Here is a 14,879-nt window from a genome sequence, read left to right as displayed (position 1 = left end):
GGGCGCGAGCACGCCCAGATTGGCGCGAGCACGCCGAGATTGACGAGCGAGCCCGCCGAGATTGAAGCTGCGCACACGGTCGTCGGCGTGTTGTGTGCGCGGTGTCAGTGTCGGCGCAATCGGGCGGACGAGCCACGGCGCGCGGTGTCAGTGTCGGCGCAATCGGGCGGATGAGCCACGGCGCGCGGTGTCAGTGTCGGCGCAATCGGGCGGATGAGCTACGGCGCGCGGTGTCAGTGTCGGCGCCGTCGGCGGATGAGCTACAGCGCGCGGTGATGAGCCCGGCCCACGTGGTATCCCGCCGGGAAGGACTTTTCGATGACCTGCAGTTGGTGGTCGATCCTGGACTCCAGTTCGAGGACCACACAGCCGTCGCCGACAGTCTTGGACTCGAGAACTATGTAGCGTTGGCCGCCATCGGTGATCGGGTCACCGGAGTGCAAGTGTTCGACGGGCACCATTTCAGGGGTTCCGTGTGATTCCACCCAAATCACAGTAGGTCAACTCTGCGGACGAGGGAATAGTCGCGCCGCCCGGTCGCCGATTCGGCGACGGATCTGCGAGCAGGCAAGATTGGATGCGATGAACGGCCCGAATACACCGCAGCTGCCCGCCGACGCACCGACCTGTTACCGGCATCCCGACCGTCAGACCTACGTTCAGTGCACCCGGTGCGAACGTCCGATCTGTGGGGACTGCATGCGCAGTGCGGCCGTCGGACACCAGTGCGTGCAATGCGTCGAGGCCGGCGCCCGGACCATTCGGGAGAAGCGGACGCCGTTCGGCGGACGGGAGCGCGCGGGAAAACCCGTTGTCACCATCGCGCTGATCGTGGTCAACGTGTTGGCCTTCATCGCCGAAGTCACGGTGATGAGCGTGCAGAAGCAGTTCACGCTCTGGCCGCCCGCCGTCGCCGACGGACAGTATTACCGCTTGGTGACCTCGGCGTTCCTGCATTACGGCGCACCGCATCTGCTGTTGAACATGTGGGCGCTGTATGTGGTGGGTGCACCGCTGGAGATGTGGCTGGGCCGTCTGCGCTTCGGCGCGCTGTATGCGGTGAGCGGGCTAGGTGGTTCGGTGCTGGTGTACCTGCTGTCGCCGCTGAATACCGCGACAGCGGGTGCTTCCGGCGCGGTATTCGGTTTGTTTGCTGCTTTGTTCGTGGCGGCGAAGCGGCTCACCCTCGACGTCCGAGGTGTCCTCGCAGTGATCGTCATCAACCTGGCGTTCACGTTCGTAGTGCCGGCGATCAGTTCCCACGCGATTAGTTGGCAGGCACATGTGGGTGGTCTGGTCGCCGGTGGATTGCTCGCTGCGGCCTACGTGTATGCGCCCCGCCAGCATCGGGACATCATCCAGGCCGCGGCGACGGCCGCGGCATTGACGTTGTTCGCGGTGCTGATCTGGTGGCGGACGGGTGTTCTGCTGGCCCAATTCGGGATTCAATGAAGTGGTTGATCGCGCACGCCGAACGGACGCTGACCGAAGAGGTGCCCGCGCCGCCGGGGGAGGTGCGCGACTTCTACGTCGATCTCGACAACATCAGGCTGGTGCACCCGCTGATCGTGTCGGTGCAACTTTTATCCCGCACCGAGAAGGACGACGGCTATGTACAGAGCTACCGAGTGGTGGATCGCATTCCGGTGGGTCCGATCACCATGAAGGTGAGCTACCGTGCGCGACTGCACGTTCGGCTCAACGGTGACGTGCTGACCGAAGCCGACCAGTCGCCGGGTGTGCGCCTGCGCGGGACGGTCAGCTTCACCCCCGTCGACAGCGGCACCCGAATCACTGAACGGATACAGTTCGCAGCGCCTCGCCCGCTGGCCGCGTTCACCGTACGCGAGGCGGTCAAGGCGCACGCCAAAATGCTCGACGGCATCCGGCGGCATTTCGAAACTCGTTGAGTCAGCGAGGCTTCCACTCCGAAGTCAGAGCCCAGTCAGACAGGTATTTGGTAGCACTCCAGCCGCCGTCGACCACGATCGTCTGGCCGTTGATGAAAGCCCCGCCCGGGGAGCACAGGAACGCCACCGTGCTGGCGACGTCCTCGACCGTGCCCAACCGTTGATGCGGCGTCATTTCGGTGTTGATGCGCCGGAACCGCTCATCGCCCAGCCGATGCTCGGTCATAGCGGTCTGGATGACTCCAGGAGCCACTGCGTTACAACGGATTCCCTGCGCCCCGTACTGGCAGGCAATGTGAGTGGTCATCGCCGTGAGTCCGCCTTTGGCCGCGGAGTAAGCGCCGCCTCGCATGCCGCCGACGACGGCGAACGTCGACGTGATGTTGATGATCGCCGACCCGGGCTGCAGGTGCGGCAACACCTCACGGATCAAGCGGAATGGTGCCCGCAGCATCAATCCGAGGAAGTGGTCCAGGGATTCGTCATCGGTCTCGTGCAGCGGCTTCGGGCTGCCCACGCCCGCCGCGTTGATCAGGAAGTCGATGCGGCCCCAACGAGCGAGGGCGGCGCCGACGATTTCGCTGGGCGCCGCGTCGTCGGTGAGATCCACGGCGTGCGTAGCCAACCGGTCCGGATCGCCGACCCCCCGCGCCAGTTGGTCGAGCTTGGTTTCGTCGCGCCCGGTCGCGAAGACCGCCATGCCGGACTCGGCAAGCTTTGCGGCGCAGCCGGATCCGATGCCGCCGGTCGCTCCCGTCACGATCGCTACCTGCATGTCACTGCCCTGCCTCTTCCAGCGCCGCCTTGATCCGGTGCTTGAGCACCTTCCCGGCGTCGTTCTTCGGTAGATCGTCCCAAATGACCACCTGCTCGGGGGCTTTGAAACGGGCAACACCCGAGTCCTCCAAAAATGCGCGCAGGCTCGCGGTGTCGGGAATCGAGGCGGTGGCCGGCACGATTACCGCGCACGCCCGTTCACCAGTTCGGTCATCGGCCAGGCCGACGATGGCGATCTCGGCCACGTCCGGGTGGCTGACCAGGACGTCCTCGACTTCTTTGGGTGAGATGTTCTCTCCGTTGCGGATGATCACGTCCTTGGCCCTTCCGGTGACGACAAGGTAGTCGTCGTCGACCCAGCGGCCCAGGTCGCCGGTGCGAAAGTAGCCGTCGGCGTCGAAACATCCGGCGTCGTCTTCGGGGTGCAGATAGCCGACCAGCATCTGCGGTCCGCGCACCAGGATTTCGCCGTTGTCCAGCTTGACCGTGGCCAGGCCGACCCGGCCGTCGGTGTCCGCGGCGTAGTCGCGGTGCTGGGGGGACCCCACCGTCGTCACCGGCACCTCGGTGGATCCGTAGACGCGGGTAACTACTGCGGACCCGAAATATGCAGCCGCTCTTCGGATCAGCGAAGGCGACACGGAAGCGCCACCGCAAATGAACAGTTTCAGAGTGGGCAACCGGGTGCCCGCGCGCCGTGCCGCCGCCAACAGTTGCTCCAGGAATGGAGTCGCGCCCGCCATGTGGGTACAGCGCTCGGTGTCCATCAAGCGCACCGCCTCGTCGGCGTTCCAGCGTTCCATGAGGACCGCGGCGGCACCGAGCAGGAAAGGAGCTTCGAACGCGTAGATGGAACCGCCGATGTGAGCGATCGGCGAGGCCACCAGAAACGAGTCGCACGGCTCGACCATCCAGTGGTCGCGTATCTGGCTGAGCAGGGCGTTAATTGAATTATGGCTGTGCAGAACACCTTTCGGGCGACCGGTGGTGCCAGAGGTGTAGAGGATCATGCGCACCGCGTCGGGGTCCAGCGTCGGCAGCTGCACGGCCGCGGGACTCCCGGCGGTCAGCATCTCGAATGGCACCTGGTCGGAGCCGCAATCTCCGCGCAGCACAACCACATCCGGTGGCGACGCCAACTGGGCACCGACCCGGCGCAGCATCGCGGCGTAGTCGTGCCCGGCGAGGGTGGACGGAATGAAAATGATTCGGCTGTCGGCGTCTTCGAGGATGAAACGCAGCTCCCGATCCCGTAGCGATGGCAGGATCGGGTTAGCCACCATGCCGGCGAGGGTGGCGGCCAGGTACACCACCGCGGCTTCATGCCAGTTGGGCAGCATGAACGACACCACGCTGCTCGGCGGGATGCGCCGGAGCAGGGCGTGAGCCAGCGCTGTCGCACGCCGGTGCAGATCGGCACAGGTCAGTCGGTTGTCACCGTCGATCAACGCCACGCGCCCCGGAGTGTCCCGCGCCGCCGTCCGCACGGCGTCCCCCAGCGTGGTGTCCGTCCACCAACCACGCGAATAAGCAACGGCAGCGCGCTCGTCGTCCCAACGAACCCACCGCCCGTCTTTGAGCTGCCTAGCCACGCACTCGTCGCATCGTCATCGAATGGCGGAAGCGGGCCGCCGGGTGGGTGTTGATCGTGACCTGTGCGACTTGACCATCGGAGGCCCGGTATGTGCGCTGCACCTGGAGGGCGGGCGTGCCCGATTCGACGTCCAGGCCCGCGGCCAAATCGGATGACAGTAGTACGGCGACGATCTCCTGATGAACCTCAACGATACTGAGCCCGAACAAGTCCTCGATCAGCGGAAAGACGGGCCCTTGGTGTCGTTGCAATAGCCGTCCCACCGCCGCGAATGCACGGTTGATGTAGTACTCGGTTCGGCACAGCGGGGTGGCGGTGTCGCCGATCCCGTCGGTTTGACGGTAGCCGCGCACGGTGAGCCACTGCTCACCGAGGGCCAGACCGGTGCGGGCGGCGAGTTCATCGTCGATGCTGACCATCGCTACGGACTCCGCCGCAAATCGGGTACCGGTGGCGAATTCCAGCAGATCGTTGATCGACATGACGTGCTGCACGTAGGAGTCGGCCGAAGGTCGTGGCACCACCAGGGTTCCGGTGCGTGGACGCGATGAGACCAGGTTGTCGTCGCGCAGTCGGCGCAACGCCTCCCGGATCGTGTAGCGACTGACCGAGAATCGCTCGCACAGCTCGTGTTCCGTCGGCAGTTGGGAGCCGACCGGATAGACACCGTCGACGATTTCCTTGCGCAGCGTGCGCGCGACCTGCAAATAGCGGTGGTCGACAGCTTTGGTGTCCGACAACGCCGTGGCCCCTTCAGGTTTCCCGGCGCAGTGCCAGGACGCTGCCGTCGGCATCCGCCGACAGATAAAGGGTGCCGTCGGGGCCGGCCGCGATACCGGCGAACGGTCCCTGCGGCCCGGAGAACGGCGGCATCCCTCGCAGCGGTTTGGGACTGACACCGGGGGGCGCCCCCACCGGCAGGTCCGCGACGATGGTGCGCCGGGCTCCGCTGCTCAGGTTCACGGCGATGAGTTCCTTTGCGCCGGCGTCGATTACATAGATGTGATCGTCGAGCACCAACAGCCCCTGCGGCCGCTGCAGCCCCTCGAGTAGTGGGACAGTGTCGCCCAGCTTGAGCACCCGCCCGGCGCCGGCCTCGGAGACCAGGCAACCGCCGTCCCGGGTGACTGCCACGCCGACCGGTTCGGCCAGACCCGCTGCCAACACCTCGACGCCGCTGCTGTTGATGCCGAGCACCCGTCCGGTGCCCAGTTCGGCGACCACGAAGCTGTCCGGGGCGGCCACCGCTACCCCGTACAGCTGATCGAAACCGGTTGCCAGGAAGTCGCTTTCGTTACTGTCCGGCCTATATCGGGCTACTTCGCCGTTGGAAGTGGTGACGACGAACTCACCGGGGCCGGTGGCGGCCACGCCGCGCAGGAACCCCGGGTAACCGGGACTGAACAACATGCCGGCGGTACGCATCGCGCCATCCGCCAAGGCGTAGAAATAGGTTCCATCGGCGACGTAGAGACTGCCGTCAGCGCCGACGGTCAGGTCCAGCGGCCAGTTCAAACCACCGGGCAGCACGGCCCGGGTGGTGCCGTCACCCAGGATCTCGGTGATCTCGCCGGTGAAGTTGGAGACGAACAGTCGCTCGCCGACGAACGTCAGGTTGTCCAGTCCCGGATTCAGATTGGCGAGGACACTGCGCTCACCCGAGCGTGGATCAATGCGCAGCACCTGACCACTGTGCACCTGGGTCGAGACGATATGGCCCGCCGCGTCGAACTTCACCGCGTCGGGGACGCCGAGGTCCGCGGCGACCCGCTCCGGCTCACCGCCTTCGGGGTCGATGCGCCAGATCTCGTTGGCCCCCATCACCGGGAAGTACAGCAATCCGTCCGGCCCCACCTCCATCGCGTTGGGCGACGGGACGTCTTCCAGCAGTATCCGGGGTGCGCCGCCGTTGCGGTCGAGTTCGAGCAGGCGACCCCCCGCGCGGCATTCCCCGACGAACAGCCTGCCCCGGTGCACGGTGATGCCGTTCGCGGACGGAATGTCGTCACGAAGAACACGGCTGCGGCCGGCAGGGTCGCGCATGCTGACCCGCCCATCCATCACCTCGGTCGCATACAGGTTGCCATCCGGATCGAAAGCCACGTCGTCGGGAGCGATGATGTCGCCGCCCTTGGCGCTGACGGTGTCGAGTCGGCCGGTCGCCGGGTCCAGGGCACTGATCTGGCTGCCCGTCACCTGGGCGATGTAGATGCGTCCGTCGGGACCGGTGCGCAGACCGTTCGCCCCGAACAGTCGACTGGGCTCAGTGAGCCGGGTCAGCGTCCAGCCTTCGGCAACGCTGGGAGGCCGGGCGGCGCTGTAGCGAGCAGCCTTCACCGCTCGGACGATAGCAATCCCTATTGGTCCAGACAATAGCCCAGCACAAAAACCGCTACGGTCTTGACGTGCAGCGCAGTAGCAGAGAATCATGCTCTCTAATGGATGCACGTCATTATCTTGTCCGGACAATTACGTGACCGGGGATCTTCTCAGCCTGGCCGGCCGGGTCGTTGTGGTCGCCGGCGCCGGCGGCGGTGGGATCGGCACCACCGTCACGCGAACGGTCGCCGAGGCGGGGGCCACCGTCATCGCGGTGAGCCGCGGCCAGGACAATCTCGACGAGCACGTGGGACCGCTGATCGCCGACGGCCTGGCGGTGTTGCCAGTGGCGGCCGACGTGTCCACCGACGACGGCGTCAATGCTGCCCTGGACGCCGCGCGTGAGGCCGACGGCGAGTTGTACGGACTCGTCAACGTCGCCGGTGGGGCGGATCCATCGACGTGGATGCCGTCCACCCGCGTGACGCGCAGCGACTGGCGCGAACTCTTCACCCGCAACCTCGAGACCATGTTCTTCATGAGTCAGGCGGTGGCCGCCGAATTGAAGAGCCGCAAGCGATCCGGCTCGATCGTGTCCATTTCGTCGATCAGCGGGATGAACACCGCCCCGTTCCACATCGCGTACGGCACCGCCAAAGCCGCCATCGTGGCGGCCACCCGCACCATGGCCGCCGAACTGGCATGCGACGACGGAGGTGCCATCCGGGTCAACGCCGTCGCCCCGGGCGTCACCGAGACACCGGCATCCCGGACCTACACCGACGACGATCCCGAGCGTGACCGCCGCGCCATCGCGATGGGTCGACGTGGGCGTCCCGACGAGGTGGCCGGCGCGATCCTGTTTCTCCTGTCGGACCTGTCGACCTACATAACCGGACAGACCTTGCTGGTCGACGGCGGACTCAATTTGAAATGGGGACACCTGGGAGCGGACAACACGTCGTTGTTCCTCAAGGACGAGTCCTTCCGCGCCGCGATACAGCGCTGGGACTAAGGAGATCGCGATGGATGACGAACTGACCGCTCCGGTGACCATCGGGGTCGAGGCGTACATCTCCGAGGAGTATGCGCGTGCCGAACGGGACAGGCTGTGGCGCAAAGTATGGCAGCAGGTCGGACGCGTTGAAGATCTACCAAAGGTGGGCAGCTACCTCACCTACGACATACTCGACGACTCAATTCTGGTGGTGCGTACCGGCCCGGACACATTGACGGCGCACCATAACGTGTGCGTGCACCGCGGCCGTCGCCTGGTGGATACCCCCGCGGGCGCCAAAAGCGCTTGCGGACACAAGAAGTCCTTCGTTTGCGGATTCCACGGCTGGACCTACGACCACGACGGCAAGTGCGTACACATTCCCGAACAGGCCGATTGGCAGGGAGCGCTGACACCGGAGAACACCCATCTGACCACGGTGCACGTCGACACCTGGGGCGGTTGGATCTGGATCAACATGGATCCCGCGGCGGAGCCGCTGCGCGAGTACCTTGAACCCGCCGCCACCATGCTCGACCCCTTCAACCTGCAGAACATGCGGTGTAAGTGGCGCAAATGGCTGCATTTCCAATGCAATTGGAAGGTCGCGATGGAGGCGTTCAACGAGACCTACCACGTCGCCACCACACATCCGCAGTTCAACAAGTTCGGCAATTTCCGGGGCTGGGCCGCCGCCCACGGTAAACACAGCAACATCGGCTACGACGCGCCCAAAGATCTCTCCGAAACGAAATCCAAGATCCGGCTCGGCACCGGGGCAGACGCGCGCGTTTCGACCGCAGAGATGCAGCTGTACACCTTGGAAGAGACCAACGCCACCACCACCAGGACACTGGTCGATGCCGCGCTTCGCCTGGTCGACGAGTTACCCGAGGATGCGCCGCCTGACAAAGTGCTCAGTCACTGGCTAGCGTCGGCGCGCCGGGACGACGAAGCGCGCGGGGTGATCTGGCCGACCATAGATCCCGAGCACCTGGCCAACAGCGGCACCGCGTGGCAGATCTTCCCGAACTTCCAGATCGGGCAGGGCTTGACCACCGCACTGTGTTACAGCGCCCGTCCCCACGGTTACGACCCGGACCAGTGCATCTTCGAGGCATCCTGCTACGAGCTGTATCCGAAAGGCGAAGAACCGCAGACGGAGTGGGTGTATGCGCCACCCGACGACCCGAACTGGCGCAGCGTGTTGCCGCAGGACTTCTCCAACATGGCCGCGGTGCAACAGGGCATGAAGTCGCTGGGGTTCCGTGGCCCCAGACCAAACCCCTACATGGAGCGCAGTACCGCGAACCTGCACCGCAACCTGGCGGAGTACATGGGAACCGGGGCCCCGCGAGAGCTGGCCGCCGAATTCGAGAGAGAGACGGAGATGCAACGATGAAGGTCAATCTTGGCTTCGGAGCCCACAACTCCCAGGACTGGGACCGGGTGCTCGCAGAGGACTTCAGCCAGCCGCCCGCGACGCCGGACTGGGAGTGTGTGCAAGGTACGCTCGCGATCGCCGACCTCGCCGAGCCGCTGGGGTTCGACGGCGTCTGGATGCCCGAGCACTGCGGAACCCCATACGGCATGACGCCCAACCCGATTCAGGCGCTGAGCTACTTCGCCGGGCGCACCGAGCGGATCAGTCTTGGCACCTTCGTCGTGGTCGCACCGTGGTGGCACCCCATCCGGTTGGCGCATCAAATCGCCTACCTCGACATCCTCTCCAACGGCCGCTACGACACCATCGGGATCGGCCGCGGGGTCTCGAAGGGCGAATTCGAGGCCGTGGGTGTCCCCCGCGAAGAAAGCCGGCAACGCTTCAACGAGACCCTGGACATTCTGCAGTTGGCGTTTTCCGGGGAGCGGTTCTCCTACGACGGGGAGATCTTCAAGGTGCCGGAGATGTCACTGCGCCCCGAACCGCGCAGCCGCGATTTGTTCAATCGAATCTACAGCTCGTCGTCTACGGCGGAGTCGCTGGAAATCCTGTCCCGGCGGGGCATGGTGCCGCTGTTCGTGGGCAACAAACCCATCGAGGAGGCGGGGCGAGAAGTGCAGAAGGTCAACACTTTCCGTCGGGAAGAAGGCCTGCCGCCGTGCCAACCCAAGAACGTGATGTTCATGTACTGCACGGCCGACCCGGACGACGCCGCGCGATCCGAAGAGTGGATCTGGACGGCCAACCGTGACGTCACAGTGCACTATGGATTCGCGGACGCCTCGAATTTCAAGGGCGTCAAGGGATATGAAGCCTATGCGGCGCGGGAAGCCACCGCCACCGCGGTATTGGCGTCATCGGTCACCGGTTCCGAGAGCAAAGCAGCAAAGGGCCCCTCGAAGACGCCGGGTTATCACGCTTCCAATCTGTTGATCGGGACGCCGGAAGACATCTACCAGCGGATTACAGCGGCCCAGGAAGCGTGCTCATTCTGCGAGCTGACGATCGTCCCGCAGTTCGGCACCATGCCCTACGACGACGCGCTGGCCAGCACCCGGCTGTTCGCACAAGAAGTACTGCCGGCCGTCCAGAAGATGGACGCGCCACTGCATCCCGCGGCACTCCCGGAGAATGCCCTGGCATGACTGGATTCTCCGACTGCCCCCCGACAACGGCGCCCGTCGACATCGACTTGGACGCGTTGCGGGAGAAGTACCGCCAGGAACGCGAAAAGAGGCTGCGTCCAGAAGGTTCCAAGCAGTACATCGAACTGGTTGACGACTTCGCCGGATACTACGAAATCGACCCGCACTCGCCGGACCTGGTGCGCGATCCGATCTCGGCGGACATCGATGTTGCCGTGCTTGGCGGCGGATTCGGCGGCCTGCTGTGCGCAGCGCACCTGAAGAAGGCCGGCGTCGAGGACGTTCGCATCATCGAACTCGGCGGCGACTTCGGCGGCGTGTGGTACTGGAACCGCTACCCCGGACTGCAGTGCGACAACGAATCATACTGCTACATACCGCAACTGGAAGAACTGAACTACATCCCGAGCAAGAAGTTCGCCGACGGGACGGAAATCTACCAGCACTGTCAGCGCATCGGTAAGCACTACGGCCTCTACGATTCCGCGCTCTTCTCCACCCAGGTGCGGGCCCTGCACTGGGATGAGGACATCAAGCGCTGGCGGGTCGGCACCAACCGTGACGATGACATCCGGGCGCGGTTCGTCGTCGTCGCGTCGGGACCGTTTCACCGTCCCAAGCTGCCGGGAATCCCTGGGCTGCAGGACTTCCAGGGCCACAGCTTCCATTCGTCGCGCTGGGACTACAGCTACACCGGAGGGGACAGCAACGGCGGCATGGACAAGCTCGCCGACAAACGCGTCGCGGTAGTGGGCACCGGGGCGACCGCTATCCAGATAGTCCCGTTCTTAGGCCGGGATGCCAAGCACCTCTACGTTTTTCAGCGCACCCCATCCTCGGTAGGGGTCCGCAACAACACCCCAACCGATCCCGAATGGGTTAAATCGTTGCAGCCGGGCTGGCAGAAGGAGCGGCAGCGCAACTTCCATGCGTGGACGTTCGAAGGAATGGCGCCCGGACAACCGGATCTGGTCTGCGACTTCTGGACCGAACTCGGCCGCAACACCGCCGCCCGGGTGCTGGCCCTGGAAGATCCCGGTTCGTTGACCCCGGAGCAGTTCATGGCGATCCGGGAGGAGGAGGATTTCAAGGTCATGGAGCGGCTGCGTCACCGCATCCAAGACATCGTCGACGATCCCGACACCGCAGAGGCGCTCAAGCCTTATTACAACTTTCTGTGCAAGCGCCCATGCACCAACGACGACTACCTCCCGACGTTCAACCGTCCCAACGTGACGCTGGTCGACGTCTCGTCGTCCAAGGGGGTGGAGCGAGCGACCGCAAAAGGGCTGGTCGCGAATGGCGTTGAATACGAGGTCGATTGCATCATCTACGCCAGTGGGTTCGAGATCACGACGGAGATCAGCCGTCGGTACTCCCTGGAAGCAATCGAGGGCCGTGACGGTCTGTCACTCTTCGACTACTGGAACGACGGCTACAAGACGTTGCACGGCATGACCAGTAGAGGATTCCCCAACCAGTTTTTCACCGGATTCACCCAGGTCGGCATTTCGGCGAACATCGCTGCGAACTACGAATTGCAGGGCGAACACATCGCTTACATCATCGCCCAAGCGCTGGCCCGCGGTGCGACCACCGTCGAGCCCAGCCAGGAGGCGCAGGATCAGTGGGGCAAGACGATTCGCGAGACCGCGATCGACAACAGTGCATTCGATCAGGCCTGCACGCCCGGGTATTACAACAACGAAGGGGGCGGAGCCGAGGGCATCCGGTCACATCTAGGTGAGCCGTACGGGCCAGGCTTCTATGCTTTCGGTGACCTGCTCGCGGAATGGCGCGCCACCGGCACACTCGATGGCCTAGATCTGAAATCGTGATGACTGAACTCAGATTCGACGATCGGGTTGCGGTGGTCACCGGCGCCGGGCGCGGCCTCGGGCGTGCCTATGCCCTGATGCTGGCCGCGCGAGGTGCCAAGGTCGTAGTCAACGACACCGGCGGCACGCTGACAGGGGATGACGCTGACCCATCGCCGGCCCACCAGGTAGCCGCCGAAATCGCCACGGCCGGAGGGCAAGCCGTCGCCTGTGTCGAGTCGGTCACCACCCCCGCGGGCGGGCAGGCGATCATCCGGGCCGCAGTCGACCATTTCGGTCGCATCGACATCCTGATCCACAACGCCGGCACGGTGCGCCGCGGGTCACTGAAAGAGATGAGCTACCAGGACTTCGATGCCGTGCTGGACGTGCACCTGCGCGGCGCCTTCCATGTCGTGCGTCCGGCGTTCCCGCTCATGTGCGAGTCCGGTTACGGCCGGATCATTCTGACCTCGTCGATTGGCGGACTGTACGGCAACCACGGGGTAGCCAACTACGCCGCCGCGAAGGCCGGACTGGTGGGCTTGGCCAACGTGGTCGCGCTCGAAGGTGCGGCCGAAGGGGTGCTGTGCAATGTCATCGTTCCCTCGGCCGTGACGAGAATGGCGGACGGCCTTGACATCTCGGCGTATCCACCGATGGGTACCGACCTGGTGGCACCGGTGGTGGGCCTGCTGGCGCACGAATCCTGCCCGATCACCGGTGAGATGCTGATCGCCATCGCCGGTCGAGTGGCCAGAGCGGTGGTGGCCGAAAGCCCAGGGGTGCAGCGGTTGTCGTGGACGATCGAGAACGTCGCCGAGCAACTCTATGCGGTACGGGATCTGGCCGCGCCACTGGTCTTCCCGCCGGTGCCGAACGGACATGCCGATCACATCCGCTACAGCTTCGAGTCCGCCACGTGGGCGGGCCGGGAAAGCGCGCATCATGCCTAGTACCGGGCCACTGGCCGGCGTGCGCGTCGTCGACCTCACCGCAATGGTGATGGGACCTTACTGCACCCAGATCATGGCCGATATGGGCGCCGACGTCGTCAAGATCGAACCCCCGCAAGGCGATGACACCCGGTACATCTCGGTGGGGCCGGCGCCCGGCATGAGTGGTGTATTCGTCAATGTCAACCGCGGCAAACGAGGAATCACCGTCGACCTGAAGTCCGAAGCGGGCCGGACGGCCCTGCGCACACTGATCGAACGGGCCGACGTGTTCATCCACTCGATGCGATCCAAGGCGATCGCCCGGTTGGGATTCAGCTACACCGACGTCGCCGCGATCAACCCGGACATCGTCTACACCAACTGCTATGGCTACGGGAGGCGCGGACCAAACCGGGACCTGCCCGCTTACGACGACACCATCCAGGCCGCCTGCGGACTCCCGTCTGTGCAGGAGCAGCTGACCGGCGAGGCCAACTACGTCGGGACCATTCTGGCCGACAAGGTAGCCGGCCTGACCGCTCTGTACGCGACGATGATGGCCCTGTTCCATCGCGAACGCACCGGCGAAGGGCAGGAGGTGGAGATCGGCATGTTCGAGGCGATGGCGTCGTTCATGCTCGTCGAGCACGCCAATGGCGCCATGTTCGATCCGCCCCTGGGCCCGGCGGTCTATCCGCGCACGGTCGCACCCAATCGGCGGCCCTACCGCACCAGCGACGGCTACATCGCGGCGCTGATCTACAACGACAAGCATTGGGCGGCGTTCATCAACGCCGTCCGACCGCCCTGGACCAGCGATTTGTACGCCACGCTCGAGGGCCGGGCGCGCCAGATCGACACCGTGTACGCGCTGCTGGCCGAGACATTCGCCCAGCGCACCACCGGCGAATGGCTGGACCTGTTGCGCCGGCTGCAGATTCCGGCATCGCCGATCTCCAGTCCTGCCGCGCTGTTCGACGATCCGCACTTGGACGCCGTCGGGTTCTTCGAGACGGTGGACAGTTCGCACGGGCCGGTGCGATTCCCGGGCGTGCCGACGTGGTTCTCCCGCACCCCGGGACAGGTCGCGGGTCCGGCGCCGGAACTCGGTGCGCACACCGACGAGGTGCTCGACGAACTGGGTCTGCGGGCCGCGGAAGCCAATCCCGCCTGACCTAGCCGGACTAGCCGGCCGTAAACACCCGGTAGAAGTAGGTCAAGTTGTCAGGCTCGCCGTAGTCGACGCGTTTGAAGGCCTTGCTGATCGGGTTGGCGTGAGTGCGAGTGCCGGGGTGGTACACAGTGAGGGCGCCCAGATGCCGGGCCAGATCCGCCGGTGTGTCCACCCACACGTAACCGGCGTTGCGGACCATGACTTCACCGATGTAGCAGCCGAATACGAAAATCGATTCGGCCATGACGTCGGATCCCGGTTCGCGGAACCCGGCCAAGATCGCGTCTACGTGCTGCAGGGAGTCGGGCGTGTAGTCGAGTTCGATGCCGGACACCGTACGGGCGGCATCGGCGGCCCGTCCGGCCAACTCGGGTGCGGCGGCGGGTGTCGGCAGCGCCGGTAGACGGAGTGCCCGTCCGACCCAGGGCGGCCCGGCGTCTGTCCTGGGAGGGGTGTAGTCGCGCATGGCGCGGGCGGGAGAAGGGGCGGGAGGAGCGGTCCTTTCGCGCCGGGAGAACCAGCCCATGTCGTCGCCTTCTGTCCGGGTAACGCGTATTCGGAGTCCAGGATACGAGGCCCGTTGCGGCCGGCCCTGCCGCGCTACCCACGCAGGCGCAAAACCGTTGTGTGTCTTCGGCTATCCCGCGTGTCGGTCGGTTCGATCCAGCCGCGCCGGCTCTAAACTTTCTCGGATCAAGAGGAGGGGCAGCGACGTATCGGCATCAAATACGGCGCCGGACGGCAAGGTGGTCGCGGCGCGCTGA

General features: G+C 65.0%; 14 protein-coding genes. 8 read left to right on the top strand and 6 right to left on the bottom strand.

Translation table 11 applies throughout. The features are described 5' to 3' along the window. Positions 1-260: 260 nt before the first annotated feature. Entirely contained in the window at positions 261-485 is a 225-nt protein-coding gene (locus A5636_RS16400; protein ID WP_172827252.1) for a hypothetical protein, read from the bottom strand. Between the two features lie 97 nt (positions 486-582). Between A5636_RS16400 and A5636_RS16395 the strand changes: the two genes are divergently transcribed. Together A5636_RS16395 and A5636_RS16390 are read left to right on the top strand one after the other, a co-directional pair. Further along, entirely contained in the window at positions 583-1,452 is an 870-nt protein-coding gene (locus tag A5636_RS16395; protein ID WP_065159692.1) for a rhomboid family intramembrane serine protease, read from the top strand. After that, positions 1,449-1,910, top strand: a complete 462-nt coding sequence (locus tag A5636_RS16390; protein WP_065159691.1) for an SRPBCC family protein — start codon at positions 1,449-1,451, stop codon at positions 1,908-1,910. Before A5636_RS16395 ends, A5636_RS16390 begins: the two co-directional genes overlap by 4 nt. A gap of 1 nt (position 1,911) precedes the next feature. On the opposite strand, the gene A5636_RS16385 is transcribed toward A5636_RS16390, so the two are convergent. Genes A5636_RS16385 through A5636_RS16370 form a run of 4 tightly spaced genes read right to left on the bottom strand, consistent with a single transcriptional unit; the run spans position 1,912 to position 6,636 of the window. Continuing rightward, positions 1,912-2,685 carry an SDR family NAD(P)-dependent oxidoreductase gene (locus A5636_RS16385; RefSeq protein WP_065159690.1) on the bottom strand — a complete coding sequence of 258 codons (774 nt, stop codon included), beginning with the start codon at positions 2,683-2,685 and terminating at the stop codon, positions 1,912-1,914. A 1-nt stretch (position 2,686) separates the two neighbouring features. Beyond that, positions 2,687-4,279: an AMP-binding protein gene (locus A5636_RS16380; protein ID WP_065159689.1), complete on the bottom strand. Its 1,593-nt coding sequence runs from the start codon at positions 4,277-4,279 to the stop codon at positions 2,687-2,689. Further along, a complete protein-coding gene (locus A5636_RS16375) occupies positions 4,272-5,075 on the bottom strand; it encodes a GntR family transcriptional regulator (RefSeq protein WP_081287826.1) in 804 nt (267 codons plus the stop codon). The genes A5636_RS16380 and A5636_RS16375 overlap by 8 nt, the downstream gene beginning before the upstream one ends. Beyond that, the gene (locus tag A5636_RS16370) at positions 5,035-6,636 is read right to left on the bottom strand and encodes an SMP-30/gluconolactonase/LRE family protein (protein ID WP_065159704.1); all 1,602 of its coding nucleotides are present in this window, start codon (positions 6,634-6,636) and stop codon (positions 5,035-5,037) included. The genes A5636_RS16375 and A5636_RS16370 overlap by 41 nt, the downstream gene beginning before the upstream one ends. A gap of 118 nt (positions 6,637-6,754) precedes the next feature. Between A5636_RS16370 and A5636_RS16365 the strand changes: the two genes are divergently transcribed. Genes A5636_RS16365 through A5636_RS16340 form a run of 6 tightly spaced genes read left to right on the top strand, consistent with a single transcriptional unit; the run spans position 6,755 to position 14,115 of the window. Continuing rightward, on the top strand, positions 6,755-7,615 hold the full coding sequence (locus A5636_RS16365; RefSeq protein ID WP_172827251.1) for an SDR family NAD(P)-dependent oxidoreductase: 861 nt from the start codon (positions 6,755-6,757) through the stop codon (positions 7,613-7,615). 10 nt (positions 7,616-7,625) lie between these two features. Continuing rightward, positions 7,626-8,999: an aromatic ring-hydroxylating oxygenase subunit alpha gene (locus A5636_RS16360; RefSeq protein ID WP_065159687.1), complete on the top strand. Its 1,374-nt coding sequence runs from the start codon at positions 7,626-7,628 to the stop codon at positions 8,997-8,999. Beyond that, positions 8,996-10,186: an LLM class flavin-dependent oxidoreductase gene (locus A5636_RS16355; protein WP_065159686.1), complete on the top strand. Its 1,191-nt coding sequence runs from the start codon at positions 8,996-8,998 to the stop codon at positions 10,184-10,186. The genes A5636_RS16360 and A5636_RS16355 overlap by 4 nt, the downstream gene beginning before the upstream one ends. Continuing rightward, the gene (locus A5636_RS16350; protein WP_065159685.1) at positions 10,183-12,024 is read left to right on the top strand and encodes a flavin-containing monooxygenase; all 1,842 of its coding nucleotides are present in this window, start codon (positions 10,183-10,185) and stop codon (positions 12,022-12,024) included. Before A5636_RS16355 ends, A5636_RS16350 begins: the two co-directional genes overlap by 4 nt. Then, on the top strand, positions 12,024-12,959 hold the full coding sequence (locus A5636_RS16345; protein ID WP_065159684.1) for an SDR family NAD(P)-dependent oxidoreductase: 936 nt from the start codon (positions 12,024-12,026) through the stop codon (positions 12,957-12,959). The genes A5636_RS16350 and A5636_RS16345 overlap by 1 nt, the downstream gene beginning before the upstream one ends. Next, positions 12,952-14,115: a CaiB/BaiF CoA transferase family protein gene (locus A5636_RS16340; RefSeq protein WP_065159683.1), complete on the top strand. Its 1,164-nt coding sequence runs from the start codon at positions 12,952-12,954 to the stop codon at positions 14,113-14,115. Before A5636_RS16345 ends, A5636_RS16340 begins: the two co-directional genes overlap by 8 nt. Before the next feature lie 10 nt (positions 14,116-14,125). Here the strand turns inward: A5636_RS16340 and A5636_RS16335 are convergent, their stop codons facing one another. Then, entirely contained in the window at positions 14,126-14,641 is a 516-nt protein-coding gene (locus tag A5636_RS16335; RefSeq protein ID WP_253900607.1) for a hypothetical protein, read from the bottom strand. Between the last annotated feature and the right edge of the window lie 238 nt (positions 14,642-14,879).

This window comes from Mycobacterium asiaticum, assembly GCF_001673315.1.
GTDB classification, from domain to species: domain Bacteria; phylum Actinomycetota; class Actinomycetes; order Mycobacteriales; family Mycobacteriaceae; genus Mycobacterium; species Mycobacterium asiaticum_B.
The sequence above is the reverse complement of the archived record's forward strand: the minus strand, read 5'-3'. Positions and strand labels throughout refer to the sequence as shown.